Genomic DNA, 15,366 nt, shown 5'->3' with positions numbered 1-15,366 from the left:
GCCTGTGGGGATCGTTATTACGTCAAGCAACTACCCGCTAGCCTCGTTGGTATGGATGGTCGGCGTGCAGCAGCTGGGGAGGTGGCCCCACTGTCGCCCGAGGAGGAGACTGCCTGGCGTGCGTTGGGGCGGGCAGTCGTGGTGATTCCGCGGGTGCTCGACTCCGATCTCATACAGTCGGAGGGCCTGAGTCTCACGGAGTACACCGTGCTGATGAACCTGTCGGAGGCTCCCGAGCGCTCGTTGCGCATGAGCGAGCTCGCCAACTACGTATCGATCTCGGTCAGCGGGCTGACCCGTGTCGTGGAGCGGTTGGAGCGGACGGGCTTGGTCGAGCGGGTCCGTTCGACGGCGGACGGTCGCGGCCAGCTGGCGCGCTTGACCCCGGCCGGATTGAAGTGTCTGAAGAAGGCTTGGCCGGTGCACCTGGAGAGCGTCCGGCGCCACGTGATGGATCATCTCCAGAACGTCGATCTGGCCGCGTTCGCCGATGCTCTCGCGGCGATCGCTCAGGCCGAGGTCGGGCCGCCGGTTCGCCGCCGAGGCCGCTGATCAGTAGACGTTGGCCCGGACGGCCTCGCGGACCGGGGTGGTGCCGGTGTTGAGTTCGAGGATCTGTCGTCGGATGCGTGGCTCGAGAAGCAGTTCGGTGAGGGTCTCGGCGACGTCTGCGCGGGCGATCTCGCCGTGGGCCTCGGCCGGGCCGAGTGAGATCGTGCCGAGCGCGGGGTCGTCGACAAGGAGCGAGGGGCGGAGGATCACCCAGTCGAGGTCGCTGCGGGTGACGGCGATGTCAGCCTGCTTCTTGACGGCGAAGTAGTACTCGACCTCGTCCGGGTTGTCCCGCTCGCGCCACGACTCGGGGAGGACAGAGACCAGTACGAACCGGCTGACTCCCGCCAGGCGTGCTGCCTCCAGAGCCTTGGTGACGCCGTCACCATCGATCGCCTTGGTCACTTCGCGGGCGCCGCCGTTGGAGCCTGCGGTGTAGACGATCGCATCAGATCCGCTTGCGGCGCGTGCCAGCTCCGCGGCTGACATCGTGCTCAGTTCGCCGAGCGTGGTCTCGGCGCCGCGGGCAGCGAGGTCGACTTGCTGTGCCGGTTTTCTGACCAGCCCGTGAACCTCGGTCCCTCCCGCGGTCAGCTTGTCGGCCAGCAGAGCGCCGATCGCCCCGCTGATGCCGAGAATGAATACCTTCACGTTCCTTGCTCCCTTTCGCCGCCGGCCGCGAGACGCATCAGGTCGGTCGAGAAGTCGACATCGTCGACCGATTGTGGCGCGCCCACAGCGGTGCCGCCGAACTGATGTCGATGGCGGCCCCAGTTCTGTTCGGCGATCTGGGGGCCGGTGCCGTTCCGCAGGAAGATGGCCAGCTCGCCGGCCGCTCGGGAGATCCGGTCGCCCAGCTCTGGGGAGCTCCAGTCCTCGGGGGCGGCGTACAGGGATGTCGGCATCGGGATCGCACGCAGGAACGCGAACAGTGGCCGGAGCTGCTCGTCGACGACCATGGCGTGCCGGCTCGTGCCTCCTGTGGCGGCCAGGATGACGGGCTTGGCGATGAGCAGGTCGTTGTCGAGAAGGTCCGCGAAGGACTTGAACAGCCCGCTGATCCCGGCCTTGTAGACCGGCGTGCTCGCGATGATCGCGTCGGACTCCGCGAGGTCCTCGATGGCGGCGGTGACCTTTCGACTCGGCATGCCTGAGACCAGTGCCTGGGCGATGTCGACCGCGACCGTCGACAGATCGATCGAGAGGAACGTCGCGCTCAGGTCGGAGGCGCCCAGGGCGTCGGCAGTACGTTGGGCCGCTCGGTCGGCGAGGAGCCGGGTCGAGGACGGGTCGCTGACGCCGGCGGTGAGGACGGCGATGGTCACGTCGCTCATCACAGCGCCGCCGGGAACTGGGCGGTGACGGTCGGGTCGCTGTCCTGGTAGGGGGAGGGGCCGGACAGGTTGTCGCCACGATTCGGGTTCGGCCGCGGCTGGCGGGGCTCGCCGTCGCCGTACTTGGCTGCGACCAACGAGGCATGGGTCGGTGCCTCGGGAACACCTGGCGCGCGGCGCGACTCCATCTCCTTGCGCAGAACTGGAACGACCTCGGTTCCGAGGATCTCGACCTGCTCCAGTGCGACCTCGACAGGCAGCCCCATGCTGTCGACCGAGAAGAGCTGGCGCTGGTAGTCGCCGAAGCCTTCCTGGAACGTCAGCGTCTTGTCGATGACCTCCTGCGGACTGCCGACCGTCAGCGGCGTACCCGTCATCCAGTCCTCCAGGCGCGCTCCGCGGAAGACGGGGAACGCCTCGAAGTACGGGCGGAACCTTTCGACCGCATCCTGCGACCGACGGGCGATGAACGCCTGCCCACCGAGACCGACGATCGCCTGCTCCGCGGTTCCGTGGCCATAGTGCTCGAACCGCTTGCGGTAGAGGTCGACGAGCGGCTTGAAGGCGAGATTGGGGGCCAGGATGTGATTGGCGAAGAAGCCGTTGCCGTAGTACGCCGCCTGCTCGGCGATCTCGGGAGTTCTGATCGAGCCGTGCCAGACGAACGGCGCGACATCGTCCAGTGGTCGCGGCGTCGAGGTGAAACCCTGCAATGGAGTCCTGAACTTGCCCTCCCAATCCACGACGTCCTCCCGCCACAGCCGGTGGAGCAGGTTGTAGTTCTCCAGCGCCAGGGCAACGCCCTGGCGGATGTCCTTCCCGAACCAGGGGTAGACCGGGACGGTGTTGCCCCTTCCGAGCATCACGTCGAGCCGGCCATCGGCGAGGTGCTGGAGCATCGCGTAGTCCTCGGCGACCTTGACGGGGTCGTTGGTCGTCATCAGCGTCACCGATGTGCTGAGGATGATTCGCTCCGTCAGTGCCGCGATGTGACCGAGCAGGGTCGTGGGCGACGAGGGGATGAACGGCGGGTTGTGGTGCTCGCCGATGGCGAAGACGTCCAGGCCCACCTCGTCGGCTCGCTGCGCGATGCGGACGATGTTGCGGATGCGTTCCGCCTCGCTCTGGGTGTAGCCGGTGGTCGGGTCCTGGGTGACGTCCCCGACGCTGAAGATCCCGAACTGCATGCGTGGTCCTTACGCTGGAAGGGAGCAACTTGACTGCACGAGTAGATTACTTGTGCGCACAAACAAATACACAGACCGAGCAAGGACGAGAGATGACAGACGTCGATATTGAGGTCGCACATGCGCCGGAGCGCCTGCGCTACGAAGCGCGCGTGGACGGATCCGTGGTGGGGTTCGCGGAGTACATCCTCGCCACCGACCTGATCGTGTTCACCCACACCGAGGTCGACCCGGCCTACGAGGGGAAGGGCGTCGGCTCCGCGATCGCCAGGTTCGCGCTCGACGACGTCCGCGACGGCAGCGAGCGCAAGGTGATGCCGCTGTGCCCGTTCATCAAGGGCTGGATCGGGAACCACCGCGAGTACGTCGCACTCGTGAAGCGTGTGCCCCCGTCGACGGCGAAGGACTGACCATGGCGCGCAAGACCTACACCGGGCCCGTGGTCGACGTCTCGTTCGACGGTGATGTGTGTCAGCACGCGGCCGAGTGCGTACGTGGGATGCCCGCCGTCTTCGATCCATCCGCTCGGCCGTGGATCGACCCCACGCAAGCCGGTTCGGAGGGAACCGCTCAGACCCTGCGAGAGGTGATCGGGCGCTGTCCTTCCGGCGCCCTTCGCGTCGTCGATCACCCCGACGGGTCGTGGTCGGCATGAACATCACAGTGATCGGGCGCGGCAACATCGGCGGTGGACTGGCCGATCTGTGGGAGCGTGCCGGCCACCAGGTGATCAGGCTGGGGCGAGCCGGTGGTGACGCCGGTGGCGCCGAAGCTGTGCTGCTCGCCGTCCCAGGAGCCGCGGTAGAGGCAGCGCTGTCATCGGTCGCCGGGCTCGATGGCAAGACCGTGCTCGACGCCACCAACCTCTACGGCGACGCGCGCCCTCCGGCCGGGTTCTCCTCCAACGCCGAGTACGTCAAGTCGGTGACCGGCGGGACCACGGCCAAGGCGTTCAGCACCAACTTCGCCTCGCTCTTCGGCCGGGTCGCCGGTGCTCGCGTACGGCCGAGCAACCTGTGGTCCGGCGACGACGAAGCCCACGACGTGGTCAGCCGGCTCAGCCACGATGCCGGGTTCGACGCGGTCCGCCTGGGCGACTTGAGCATGGCCGCCACTCAAGAGGGCCTCGCCGGCACGATCTTCGCTATCTCGCAGTCCGGCCTCGGCGAGTTCGTCTACCGCATGGCGCCGCCGGAACAGCTCTGACCCCCGCCTCGAATGTCCCCCTATATCGATACCCCCTACGCAGACAGAAGGGAAAGATGATGGCTTTCATCACTGTTGGGCAGGAGAACAGCACGCCGGTCGAGCTGTACTACGAGGATCAGGGAATCGGACAGCCCGTGGTTCTCATCCACGGGTATCCGCTGAACGGCCACAGCTGGGAGAAGCAGACGCGCGAGCTGCTCGCGGCGGGCTACCGGGTGATCACCTACGATCGCCGCGGCTTCGGGCGCTCGTCCAAGGTCGGCAGCGGCTACGACTACGACACCTTCGCCGCCGACCTGAACACGGTCCTCGAGACCCTCGAGCTGAGCGACGTCGTACTCGTGGGGTTCTCGATGGGCACCGGTGAACTCGCGCGGTACGTCGCCCGATACGGGCATGAGCGCGTCGCGAAGCTCGCGTTCCTCGCGTCCCTCGAGCCGTTCCTCGTTCAGCGCGACGACAACCCCGAGGGCGTCCCGCAGGACGTGTTCGACGGCATCGCCGCGGCGGCCAAGGACGACCGCTACGCCTGGTTCACCCAGTTCTTCAAGGACTTCTACAACCTGGATGAGAACCTCGGCTCTCGCATCAGCCAGGAGGCCGTCACCGGTAGCTGGAACGTCGCGATCGGCAGCGCGCCGGTGGCCGCGTACGCAGTCGTCCCGGCCTGGATCGAGGACTTCCGCAGCGATGTCGACGCGGTTCGCGCGGCCGGCAAGCCGACGCTGATCCTGCACGGTACGAAGGACAACATCCTTCCCATCGACGCCACGGCACGCCGTTTCCACATGGCGGTCCCTGACGCCGATTACGTCGAGGTCGAGGGCGCTCCTCACGGCCTCCTGTGGACCCATGCGGACGAGGTCAACGTTGCCCTCAAGGAGTTCCTCCGTAGGTGATCATCGCCCGCGCGAAGGACCTCGAGAACGGCAACTGGGCGGCGACGTCGATGGCCCCATCGGTGGAACGGCTCGTGCCCTTCTCAGGTCTGGGCTCAGGTCTGGTTCTCTCCGCCGTCGACGTAGAGGTTCGAGCCGACGACGTAGCTGCTCTGCTCCGAGGCCAGGAACGCCACGACCGCGGCGGCCTCCTCAGGCTGACCCATGCGGCCCTTGGCCACGGTCGCTGCGACATGTTCCTTCATGGCCCGGGCGGTCTCCTCGTCGCCGAAAGCCGCGGTTCCCCCGGGAGTCTCGATCCATGCCGGCGAGATCACGTTGACCCGGATGCCCCGGCTCTTGAGCTCGGTGGACCAGGTCCGCGCGAAGGAGCGTACCGCCGCCTTCGATGCCGCGTACGCGCCGAACGCCTCCATGCCACGGTCGGCCGCCGTGGAGCCGGTCAGGATGACCGAGGCGCCGTCGTTGAGCAGCGGGAGCGCCTTCTGCACGGTGAACAGAGTGCCTCGGGTGTTGACCCCGAAGGTCTGGTCGAAGTGCTCCTCGGTGGTCTGCTCCAACGTCACGAACGTGCCAACCGCCGCGTTCGCCACGAGTACGTCCAACCCGTTGCCGTGGGTCCGGACCGCGTCGTAGAGCCGGTCCAGGTCGGCCAACTTGGAGATATCTCCCGTCACGCCCGTGGCCCGGTCCGATCCGATGGTCTTGACGGCGGCCTCCAGTTCGGCCTCACGCCGCCCGGTGACGAACACATACGCGCCCTCGTCCGCCAGTCGCACGGCGGCGGCTAGGCCGATCCCGCTGCTTCCGCCGGTGACTACCGCGGTCTTGCCGTCCAAATGTCCCATGTGAGTCTTCTCCATCACTTCGCTAGTTGCCGATCTGTATTCGTGGCCGGTGATCTACCTACGACATCGATACTGCGACGCCATTGCAGTAAGATCCATAATCCAAAGTCCGCGATCCTTTACGTATCGTCCAGGAGGTGTCGGTGGTGCTCGGCTTCCAGGATCCAGTGGCCGACGCGATCGGCCTGCTCAAGCCCCACACGGTGATCGGGCCCAGCCTTCGGGCCGTGGGTGAGTGGGCGTTGAGCTTCGACACGTTCCTGCACGTGCGGATCGGCGGTCTGGTACGCGGCAAGTGCTGGCTGATCCTCGAAGGGCATGAACCGGTGCTCCTGCGCGAGGGTGACACCTTCATGCTGGGCAACCCGCCGCCGTACGTACTGGCCAGCACGCCCGACGTCAGCCCGCGGCCGGCGGAGGCGGTGTGGGCGGGGGCCGAGGACGGGTTCGTCCGGATCGGCCCGGAGTCCGAGAACGACCTCTACCTCTGCGTCGGGCACATCGCGTTCGACGACCAGAACGCGGCCCTCCTGACCGATCTACTGCCGCCGCTCGTGATCGTCCGCGCTGCTGATCCTCATGGCAGCCGACTCGGTCAGCTGATCGATCTCCTGGCCACCGAGGTCGCGGTCACCGCTGCCGGCGGCCCGCTGGTGCAGAACCATCTCGCACAGATCCTGCTGGTTCACATGCTGCGCGCTCACGCCGGCCAGACAGACCGGCCCACCGGCTGGCTGGGCGCCCTGAACGAGGACGGCATCGGCGCCGCGCTACGTGCAGTGCACGCGGACGTGGCCCACTCCTGGAACCTCAACGAACTCGCCGAGATCAGCCACATGTCCCGCTCCGCGTTCGCCCAGGCCTTCAAGAGCCACGTCGGGGTCCCGCCCCTGGAGTACCTCATTCAGTGGCGCATGAGCCTCGCTCGCGACGCCCTCGCTCGCGACGCGCTGTCGATCTCTGAGCTCGCACGAGCCACCGGCTACCAGTCCGAGAGCGCGTTCAGCACCGCGTTCCGCCGCGTGGTCGGCTCATCACCCACGAAGTTCCGGGACCAGGAACGCCGCTCGGCCGCGAACGGAAGCTGAAGGCGATCCGGTTCCGCTCCGCAGCGAGTTCACCCCTGTCCGCAGCAGGAGTGGCGGCCGGCGAGATCCACGGGTCGCGCGTGCCGGCTGGAGCCTGGCCTCATAATGTCCCGGTGACCCTTCCTCAGACCCTCGGGCGCCTGCGCCAGGTCAAGCCTCTCGGTTCCGGCGGATTCGCCGAGGTGTGGCTCTACCACGACCCCGACCTCGACTCGCCCGTTGCCGTGAAAGTCCTCAGTGCCCAGTGGACGCAGGCGGCCGACATCCGGGAGCGGTTCCTGCAGGAGGCGCGCTTCCTCCGGTCGGTCGACTCGCCCCATGTCGTCTCGGTCCACGACATCGGCGAGACCCCGACAGGTGCGCCCTACTTCGTGATGTCGTACGCCGACGGGGGAAGCGTCGCGGAGCTGATCGCCCAGCACCCTCAGGGGATGCCGCCGCAGCTGGTTGCGGACCTGGTGGCACAGGCTGCGTCCGGCCTCGACGCACTGCACGTTCGCTCGGTCATCCACCGCGACGTGAAGCCCGCCAACATCCTGCTCACCGGGGGGTCCGACGGGCGGCTGCGCGCGATGGTCGCCGACCTCGGTGTGGCCCGCGCGCTAGACCAGCACTCTGAGGTGACCCGGCAGATCGGGACGCCCGCCTACATGGCGCCCGAGCAGTTCGACGAGTCCCTGCCGATCGACCATCGCGCGGACGTACGCAGCCTGGGCGCGGTCGCGTGGGCGATGTTCGCGGGCCGCTCGCCCGCGCCGGCGTTGACGGTTGTGTCCCGGGTTCCCGAGCTCGGCACGGTTGCGCCCGTGCCTGCAACGGTGTCGGCGGTGATCATGCGCGCCCTGGAGCCGAGGGCCGAGGACCGCTGGCCGGACGCGGGGAGCTTCGCCGCAGCACTCACCGCCGCGGCCGCGGGGCGGGCGGTCGACGTACCTCCCCCTTCGGACGCGCAGACCGTGCTCCGTTCGCCGTCCCCAACGCAGCCGCAGCCGCAGCCGCCCGCACGCCGCCGGCACAACGCCGTCCTCGTCGCGGCCGCCGTTGTCGCCGCCCTGGTGCTGGGCGGCGCCGCGACCTGGTTCGTCGCACGCGGCGGCCCGGCCGAGGATCCGGCCGGCGGCGCGGAGACCGCGGCGGGGCAGCCGGTCAGCGGCGCGGAGACCGCGGCCGTACGGTTCGTCGACGCACTCCAGGCGGGTGACTGCGAGGCCGCGGGCCTCTACATCCCCGATCTCGACGACGCGGCCGCGTGGGACTGCACCGATGACGCCAACGGCGGCGACGGCTTCTACTACCACATCCTCGAAGACCTCGACGCCGGCGGCGAGCGGCGGGTCGAGGACCTCGGGGACGGCCTGTTCCGCGTGGTCTGGGTGGACCAGGGCTACGTCAATATGCAGCGCCAGGAGGACACGCTGTTCAAAGTGCAGCAGGTCGTCTGCTGCTAGAAACCGCAGCTCACTCGTCGCGCAGGATCTTCGGCGGTCCTGCGGGAGTGGCTTCGCCGCGTTCCACGGCGGCGGTGTGGCTGGCGAGGGCGGCTTCGAGGAGCTCCATGAGAGGGGTCTCCTCGCGTGCGATCTGCAGATACTTCGGGCCGAGGGAGACGATGATGTCGCGCTCGGCGAGGAGGGCGTTGTGGATGCGCTCGCGCTCGGCCGGGTCGGCGGTGTATTCGGAGTCGAGGTAGGCGGCGGCGTGCCGGCGGGCGTTGCCGATCGCGTTCTTCGCGCGGCCGCGCTTGCTGAAGAGTGAGGCGACGACGGTCACGACGAGTACGCCGAGGATGACGGTCAGGGAAAGGCCGGTGCTGATCTCGACGACGTGCACGGGATCGCCGTCGTTGATGAACGGGATGTTGTTCTCGTGGAGGGCGTGCAGGATCAGCTTCACGCCGATGAAGGCGAGGATCGCGGCCAGCCCGTAGGACAGGAAGATGAGCCGGTCGAGCAGGCCGTCGAGCAGGAAGTAGAGCTGGCGCAGGCCCAGCAGCGAGAACGCGGTCGCGGTGAAGACGAGGTAGACGTTCTGGGTGAGGCCGAAGATCGCCGGGATCGAGTCGAGGGCGAAGAGGATGTCGGTGCCGCCGATGGCCACCATCACCAGCAGCATCGGCGTCAGGATGCGCTTGCCGTTCTCCACCGTGAAGAGCTTGTCGCCGTCGTAGTGCTCGCTGACGTGGAACAGCCGTCGGGCCAGGCGGACGACGACGTTCTCCCCGTGGGAGTCGTTGTCGGGCTTCAGCATGTTGCCGGCCGTCATCAGCAGGATCAGGCCGAACAGGTAGAACACCCAGGCGAAGGTGTTGATCAGTGCGGCGCCAACGAAGATGAACCCGGTGCGGGCGATCAGCGAGAACGTGATCCCGAAGAGGAGCACCTTCTGCTGGTCCTCCCGCGGCACCCGGAAGCTCGTCATGATGATCAGGAAGACGAACAGGTTGTCGACCGAGAGCGCCTTCTCCGTGATGTAGCCGGCGAAGTACTCCCCGCCCATCGTGCCGCCGCCGAAGATCAGCACGCCGACGCCGAACAGCAGCGCGATCGCGACGTATACCGCCGACCAGGTGGCCGCCTCCTTCAGCGTTGGCGTGTGGGCCTTGCGTACGTGGAAGACGTAGTCGAACGCGAGCAGGCCGACGATCGCGACCACCGTGACCAGCCACACCCATGTCGGTGCGCCCATGTGACAACCCCCTGAGAGTCGACCCGAGAGTGGGACCGGACCTCAGCCTAGGCGGAGGTCCTCGGGATCGACAGACCATCGATGATCTGGGGGAGCGCGTCTTCGAGAAGCCGGTCGGCACGGGGGTCGTCGGGGCGGATCGTACGCATCGTGACGCTGTGGAGGAACACGCCCATCATCGTCTGGGCGAGGAGGTCGGTCGGCATCGTGGAGGTGCGGTCGAGGCGGTCCAGCGCGAGATCGACGACCTCGACGAGCTGCTCGCTGAGCGCGGTGAACGTCGCCGAGCTGATCTCGCGCGCGTCGGGGTCGCGCAGACTCTGCAGCACCACCTCGCTCTGCAGGACGAACCAGCGGTCCTGGAGGGGGCGGATCGCGTCGAATGCCGCGCCGATCAGTGATCCGCTCGAGTCGGCGTCGCTGTGCTCGCCGACGGCGGTGCGTACGGCCTCGATCAGCCGCTCGGACTCCTCCTTGAACGCCTCGAGCAGCACCTCCTCGACGCTGCCGAAGTTGGAGTAGAACGCTCCGCGCGTGTAGCCGGCCGCGCTGACCAGGTCGTCGACGGTGACCCGGCGCGCCCCGCGCTCGACAAAGACATCGACGGCCGCGGACAGCAGCCGGGCGCGGGTGTTCGTACGTCGCCTGGGGGCCTTCACCTCGGTCATGTAGCAATCCTCACATACGCCAACGATACACTTTTGTATTGAATGCGTTAATGTATTGAACGTGTCCTCCTACCTCTACCGGCTGGGCCGACAGGTCGCCCGCCACGCCAAGACCGTGCTGGCGCTCTGGCTCCTGCTCGCGGTGCTCCTGGGTGCGCTGACCGTCTCGCTCGGCGGCAAGCTGCAGAACGACTTCACGATCCCGGGCACCGAGTCCCAGCAGGGTCTGGACGCGCTCACGCAGCGCTTCCCCGAGGTCTCCGGGACCTCTGCCCAGCTGGTTTTCGTCGCTCCCGAGGGGGAGAAGATCGACGACCACCGCCAAGAGATCGAGAAGGTGCTCGCGCGGGTCGAGAAGGTGGACCACGTCGCGACGGTCACCGACCCGCTGGCCGCGGAGAGCAGGACCGTCAGCGACAACGGCCGGGACGCGCTGGCGACGGTGCAGTTCGACCTCGGTCTCGACGAGCTCCCCGAGGGTGTGACCTCGGATCTGGAAGAAGCTGCGGAGCTGCCGTCGGGGTCTTCGCTTGAGGTCCACGTCGGTGGGGATGCGTACTCCGTCACCGGGGTGCACGTCAGCGCGACGGAGGGGATCGGGATCCTCATCGCCCTGCTCGTCCTGGCGATCACGTTCGGGTCGCTGCTGGCCGCCGGCCTGCCGATCCTGACCGCGCTGCTCGGGGTGGCGATCGCGATGGCGGGGATCTTCTCGGTCGCCGCGGCCACCACGATCTCGGCCACCACCCCCACCCTCGCGCTGATGATCGGGCTCGCGGTCGGGATCGACTACGCGCTGTTCGTGATCGCCCGGCACCGCAGCCAGCTCGCCACCGGTCTCGGGGTGGAGGAGTCGATCGCCCGCGCGGTCGCCACCGCCGGCAGCGCGGTCATCTTCGCGGGTGTCACGGTCATCATCGCGCTGTGCGGCCTCGTGGTGGCGGGCATCCCGTTCCTGGCGGTCATGGGGTACGCAGCAGCCTCGGCCGTCCTGGTCGCCGTGCTCGTCGCGCTCACCGCCGTGCCGGCGCTCCTCGCGCTCGCGGGTGAGCGGCTCCGGCCCAAGCCTGGGTCTCGGGCCCACCGGCGTGAGGCTGTCGCGGAGGGGCGGCCTCACGCCACCACCCTCGGGGCACGCTGGGTGCGGCTGGTGACCAAGGTGCCGGTCCTCACCGTCGTGGTCTCGCTGCTGGTGATCGCCGTCCTGGCGATCCCCGCGCGCGACCTCGCGCTAGGGCTCAACGACAACGGCAGCGCCGAGCCTGGGAGTGCTCCGCGGGAGACGTACGACCTGATCAGCCGCGACTTCGGGCCGGGCTACAACGCGCCGCTGTTCGTGACCGCGGACATCATCGACACCACCGACCCGATCGGGGTGATGGACGACTTCGGCAAGGCGCTCGGGACCTATGACGGGGTGCAGAAGGTCGCGCTGGCCACGCCGAACCGGACCGCCGACCTCGGGCTCGTGGTGATCTACCCGACCACCGAGAAGAGCGACCCGGCGACCGCAGCGCTGGTCAAGGAGATCCGTGCGGACTCGGCAGACCTGGCGGAGCGGTTCGGGATCGAGGACGTCATGGTCACCGGGCAGACTGCGGTCGCGATCGACGTCAGCGCGCGTCTGTCCGGTGCGATCCTGCCGTTCGGGGCCGTCGTCGTCGGGCTGTCGCTGATCCTGCTGACGATCGTGTTCCGCTCGATCGCGGTCCCGTTGAAGGCGACGCTGGGCTACGTGCTGTCGGTGGCGGCCTCGTTCGGGGTGGTCGCCGCGGTCTTCGAGTGGGGCTGGGGTGCCGACCTGTTCAACGTCGCCAAGGTCGGCCCGGTGATCGCGTTCTTCCCGATCATCCTGATGGGCGTGCTCTTCGGGCTCGCGATGGACTACGAGGTGTTCCTGGTCTCCCGGATGCGGGAGGACTTCGTCCACACCGGCGACGCCCGGCGGTCCGTGGACACCGGGTTCGCCGCCAGCGCCCGCGTCGTCACCGCCGCGGCGATCATCATGATCGCCGTCTTCGCGGCCTTCGTGCCCAACGGCGATCCGATCGTGAAGCCGATGGCGCTGGGCCTCACCGTGGGGGTGCTCGTGGACGCGTTCCTGGTGCGGATGACGCTGGTGCCGGCGGTGCTCGCCCTGCTCGGACGCGGTGCCTGGTGGCTGCCGGCCTGGTTGGACCGGCGGATGCCGGTCCTCGACATCGAGGGTGAGGCGCTCATCCACCACCTCGAGCACGCCGACCACGTCGCCGCCAACGGCGAGGTCGCGGTCCGCGCACGGCAGGTCGAGGTGTCGGAGGCGCTCGCGCCGTTCGATCTTCACCTGCGGCCGGGAGGGCTCGGGATCGTCCACGGGGCCGACCCGGTTGCGCGGACCGCCGCGCTCGCTGTTCTCACCGGGCGGCTCGGCTTCTCGGGGCAGCTGGTCGTGCTCGACCGGCTGCTGCCGGAGGAAGCAGGCGCTGTGCGTGCCCGGGCAGCTCTCGTCGGCGACGTAGCGGAGGCGCTCCGGGTCGTGGGTGCTCGGCGGGTGCCGGCGCTGGTCGCCATCGACAGCCCGACCTCGCTCGACAGCGGGCAGCTCGCGGCCCTGTCCGCACTGACCTCGCGGGGCACGACGGTCCTGCTCGGGATGCCGTCGTTGCCCGCGGCGCCACAGGTCGCGGACGCGATCGCTCATGCCGCGCCCGCACGCACCACACCCGACCCTGAGCTCACCGACCCCGCGGCTTCGGTCGCCGACCTGGAGACAGTCCGATGAAGCGTACGAAATCATGGTGGTCGGGCCGCCGCCTGGTGGCGGCCGCGATCCTGCTGCCGGTCGTCGTGACGGTGCTCGCGCTCGTCGCGCTCAGCGACCGCGCCGAGAACCTCGACAAGGTGCCCGCCGCCGTGGTCAACCTCGATGAGCCGGTGACGACGGGGAGCGGGAAGGACAAGCAGACGGTCTACGCCGGCCGGGCGCTGGCCGCGGACCTCGTCTCCTCCTCGGGCTCGTCCGCGAGCCCCACGCTCGGCTGGGAGCTCACCGATGCAGCGGATGCACGGGAGGGCTACGCGGACGGGACGTACGCGGCCGTGATCACGATCCCCAAGGACCTGTCCAAGACGCTGTCCGGGGTGCAGGGGAGCGACCCGAGTGCCGGCCGGGTCAGTGTCGAGGCGTCCGACGCCTCCAGCGAGGTGACCGCCGAGATCGCTCGTCAGGTCGCGCGGCAGTCGGCATCGACCCTGGGGCGTACGGTCACGACGACCTACCTCGACGGGGTCCGGGACCAGACCGGGAAGCTCAAGACCAGCCTGGACTCGGCCGCCGACGGGGCCGACCAGCTCGCCGACGGCACCGCTGCCGCCGACTCGGGTGCCGGGAAGGTCGCCGACGGTGCTCGGTCGCTCAGCTTCGGTGCGGCCGGGGCTGCCGACGGCGCCTCGCAGGTTGCGGGCGGGCTCGACACGCTCGCCGGCGGGACCGCGCGGCTGGAGTCGGGTGCGGGAACGTTGGCCGGGGGCGCGGGCAAGGCGTCGAAGGGCGCGTCCTCGCTGGCCGCCGGTGCCGACGAGCTGAGCGGAGGGCTCGACCAGCTCGACAGGTCGACCGCGGGCCTCCCCTCGCAGGCCTCGTCGCTTGCGACCGGCGCCTCGCAGGTTTCGGAGGGCGTGGCCGGCTACACCCAGCTCGCCAAAGGCTGGGCGCAGGCGTGCGCGAGCGACCCGCTGCTCGCGGCCTCCAAGCCGCAGCTGTGCGGCGCCACCGCCTCGGCGGTCGGCTCCGGCGGCGGGCAGGCGGACCAGCTCGCAGCAGGGGCGGCGCAGGTCGCCTCGGGGGCTTCCGCCCTTTCGCAGGCGGCTCCTGAGCTGACCGGAGGGATCTCGTCGGCGGCGGACGGTGCCGGGAAGGTCGCGTCCGGGGCGTCCCAGGTCGCCGACGCCAACGCCCGCCTCGCCAAGGGCGCGCGTGAGCTCGAGTCCGGCCTCGGGAAGACCAACGACGGCGCCACCGAGCTGGCCTCGGGGGCCGATCAGCTCGCCTCCGGGACCAAGCAGCTCGAGAGCGGTTCGGCTTCGCTGGCCTCCGGGGCCGACGACCTCTCCTCCGGTACGTCCTCGCTGACCGAGGGCGCTGACTCGCTGGCCTCGGGTCTCGACGACGGTGCCTCGCAGATCGCGGTTCCCGGTGAGAAGCAGGCCGAGGTCGTCGCCGACCCGGTGCAGGTCTCGGTCGCTTCCGGCCCATCCACGTCGGGGGCGACCCGGCTGGCGCCGGCGGTGATCGCGCTGGCGCTGTGGCTCGGTGCGCTCGCGATCTACCTGCTCCGGCCGGCCTTCCCCGCCGGGCGGCTGCGGGAGGCGCTCACGGCGGGGCGGCTCACCTTCGCCGGTCTGTGGCCGGCGGCTCTCGTCGGGCTGGCGCAGGCGGTGCTCCTCGTGGTCGTCGCTGATCTTCTCGGCGCCGATCTCGCGCAGCCGATCGCCACGGTCGGGATCGCGGTGCTCGCCGCGTCGGTGTTCGTCGCGGTCCACCAGGCCGTCGTCGCGCTCGCCGGCCAGCGCCGTGGCTGGCTGATCTCGCTCGCGTTCATCGCCCTGCAGCTGGTCTCTCTCGGCGGGCTGTTGCCGGTCGCCACGGCCTCCGCGCCGTTCGGTGCGCTCGCGGGCATCCTGCCGGTCCCGCTCGCGGCCGAGGCGCTCCGCGGGGTCGCCGTCGCGCAGAGCGGTGCCGCGGTCGGTGCGCCGGTCGGAGGCCTGGTCCTCTGGCTCCTGCTCGCGGTGGCGGTCAGCCTCTTCGCGGCGGGCCGGGCGCAGCGTACGTCTGTGGCGGAGATCCGCGGAGCGGCTGCTGCCTGACGGGGTGCCGCCCCATGTAACACGTCGTTCGTAGGACTATCCGGTCGCCCC

Annotated in this window: 15 protein-coding genes; 9 read left to right on the top strand and 6 right to left on the bottom strand. The window is 69.2% G+C overall.

The genetic code is table 11. The features are described 5' to 3' along the window. The first annotated feature begins 153 nt into the window (after positions 1–153). Positions 154–552, top strand: a complete 399-nt coding sequence (locus tag OG801_RS14175; protein WP_406036185.1) for a MarR family winged helix-turn-helix transcriptional regulator — start codon at positions 154–156, stop codon at positions 550–552. Here OG801_RS14175 and OG801_RS14170 read toward each other — a convergent pair whose 3' ends face one another. From OG801_RS14170 to OG801_RS14160, 3 genes are read right to left on the bottom strand one after another with little or no spacing between them, the layout of a single operon-like run. After that, the gene (locus OG801_RS14170; RefSeq protein WP_406036184.1) at positions 553–1,203 is read right to left on the bottom strand and encodes an NAD(P)H-binding protein; all 651 of its coding nucleotides are present in this window, start codon (positions 1,201–1,203) and stop codon (positions 553–555) included. Further along, positions 1,200–1,886, bottom strand: coding sequence for a CE1759 family FMN reductase (locus tag OG801_RS14165; RefSeq protein WP_406036183.1), 687 nt, complete (start codon positions 1,884–1,886; stop codon positions 1,200–1,202). The genes OG801_RS14170 and OG801_RS14165 overlap by 4 nt, the downstream gene beginning before the upstream one ends. Continuing rightward, on the bottom strand, positions 1,886–3,073 hold the full coding sequence (locus OG801_RS14160) for a CE1758 family FMN-dependent luciferase-like monooxygenase (protein ID WP_406036182.1): 1,188 nt from the start codon (positions 3,071–3,073) through the stop codon (positions 1,886–1,888). The genes OG801_RS14165 and OG801_RS14160 overlap by 1 nt, the downstream gene beginning before the upstream one ends. Positions 3,074–3,165: 92 nt before the next feature. Here OG801_RS14160 and OG801_RS14155 point away from each other — a divergent pair, with 92 nt between their 5' ends. From OG801_RS14155 to OG801_RS14140, 4 genes are read left to right on the top strand one after another with little or no spacing between them, the layout of a single operon-like run. Further along, complete coding sequence (locus OG801_RS14155) at positions 3,166–3,483, top strand: GNAT family N-acetyltransferase (protein WP_406036181.1); 318 nt, start codon at positions 3,166–3,168, stop codon at positions 3,481–3,483. 2 nt (positions 3,484–3,485) lie between these two features. After that, a complete protein-coding gene (locus tag OG801_RS14150) occupies positions 3,486–3,728 on the top strand; it encodes a (4Fe-4S)-binding protein (protein ID WP_355021838.1) in 243 nt (80 codons plus the stop codon). Next, positions 3,725–4,279 (top strand): NADPH-dependent F420 reductase, encoded by a 555-nt coding sequence (locus OG801_RS14145; RefSeq protein WP_406036180.1) that lies wholly within the window; start codon positions 3,725–3,727, stop codon positions 4,277–4,279. Before OG801_RS14150 ends, OG801_RS14145 begins: the two co-directional genes overlap by 4 nt. A gap of 59 nt (positions 4,280–4,338) precedes the next feature. Then, positions 4,339–5,181: an alpha/beta fold hydrolase gene (locus OG801_RS14140; protein ID WP_406036179.1), complete on the top strand. Its 843-nt coding sequence runs from the start codon at positions 4,339–4,341 to the stop codon at positions 5,179–5,181. Between the two features lie 95 nt (positions 5,182–5,276). On the opposite strand, the gene OG801_RS14135 is transcribed toward OG801_RS14140, so the two are convergent. After that, positions 5,277–6,029, bottom strand: coding sequence for an SDR family oxidoreductase (locus OG801_RS14135; RefSeq protein WP_355021841.1), 753 nt, complete (start codon positions 6,027–6,029; stop codon positions 5,277–5,279). Between the two features lie 137 nt (positions 6,030–6,166). Here OG801_RS14135 and OG801_RS14130 point away from each other — a divergent pair, with 137 nt between their 5' ends. Further along, entirely contained in the window at positions 6,167–7,117 is a 951-nt protein-coding gene (locus OG801_RS14130; protein WP_406036178.1) for an AraC family transcriptional regulator, read from the top strand. A 113-nt stretch (positions 7,118–7,230) separates the two neighbouring features. Further along, positions 7,231–8,565, top strand: coding sequence for a serine/threonine-protein kinase (locus OG801_RS14125; RefSeq protein WP_406036177.1), 1,335 nt, complete (start codon positions 7,231–7,233; stop codon positions 8,563–8,565). A gap of 10 nt (positions 8,566–8,575) precedes the next feature. Here OG801_RS14125 and OG801_RS14120 read toward each other — a convergent pair whose 3' ends face one another. Then, positions 8,576–9,802: a TerC family protein gene (locus tag OG801_RS14120; protein WP_355021844.1), complete on the bottom strand. Its 1,227-nt coding sequence runs from the start codon at positions 9,800–9,802 to the stop codon at positions 8,576–8,578. Between the two features lie 47 nt (positions 9,803–9,849). After that, on the bottom strand, positions 9,850–10,470 hold the full coding sequence (locus tag OG801_RS14115; RefSeq protein ID WP_406036176.1) for a TetR/AcrR family transcriptional regulator: 621 nt from the start codon (positions 10,468–10,470) through the stop codon (positions 9,850–9,852). A gap of 61 nt (positions 10,471–10,531) precedes the next feature. Between OG801_RS14115 and OG801_RS14110 the strand changes: the two genes are divergently transcribed. Next, a complete protein-coding gene (locus tag OG801_RS14110) occupies positions 10,532–13,231 on the top strand; it encodes an MMPL family transporter (protein ID WP_406036175.1) in 2,700 nt (899 codons plus the stop codon). After that, on the top strand, positions 13,228–15,315 hold the full coding sequence (locus tag OG801_RS14105) for a YhgE/Pip family protein (protein WP_406036174.1): 2,088 nt from the start codon (positions 13,228–13,230) through the stop codon (positions 15,313–15,315). The genes OG801_RS14110 and OG801_RS14105 overlap by 4 nt, the downstream gene beginning before the upstream one ends. Positions 15,316–15,366: the final 51 nt, after the last annotated feature.

The organism is Nocardioides sp. NBC_00163 (assembly GCF_045206295.1).
Classification (GTDB): domain Bacteria; phylum Actinomycetota; class Actinomycetes; order Propionibacteriales; family Nocardioidaceae; genus Nocardioides.
This window is presented reverse-complemented; position numbering and strand designations above follow the sequence as displayed.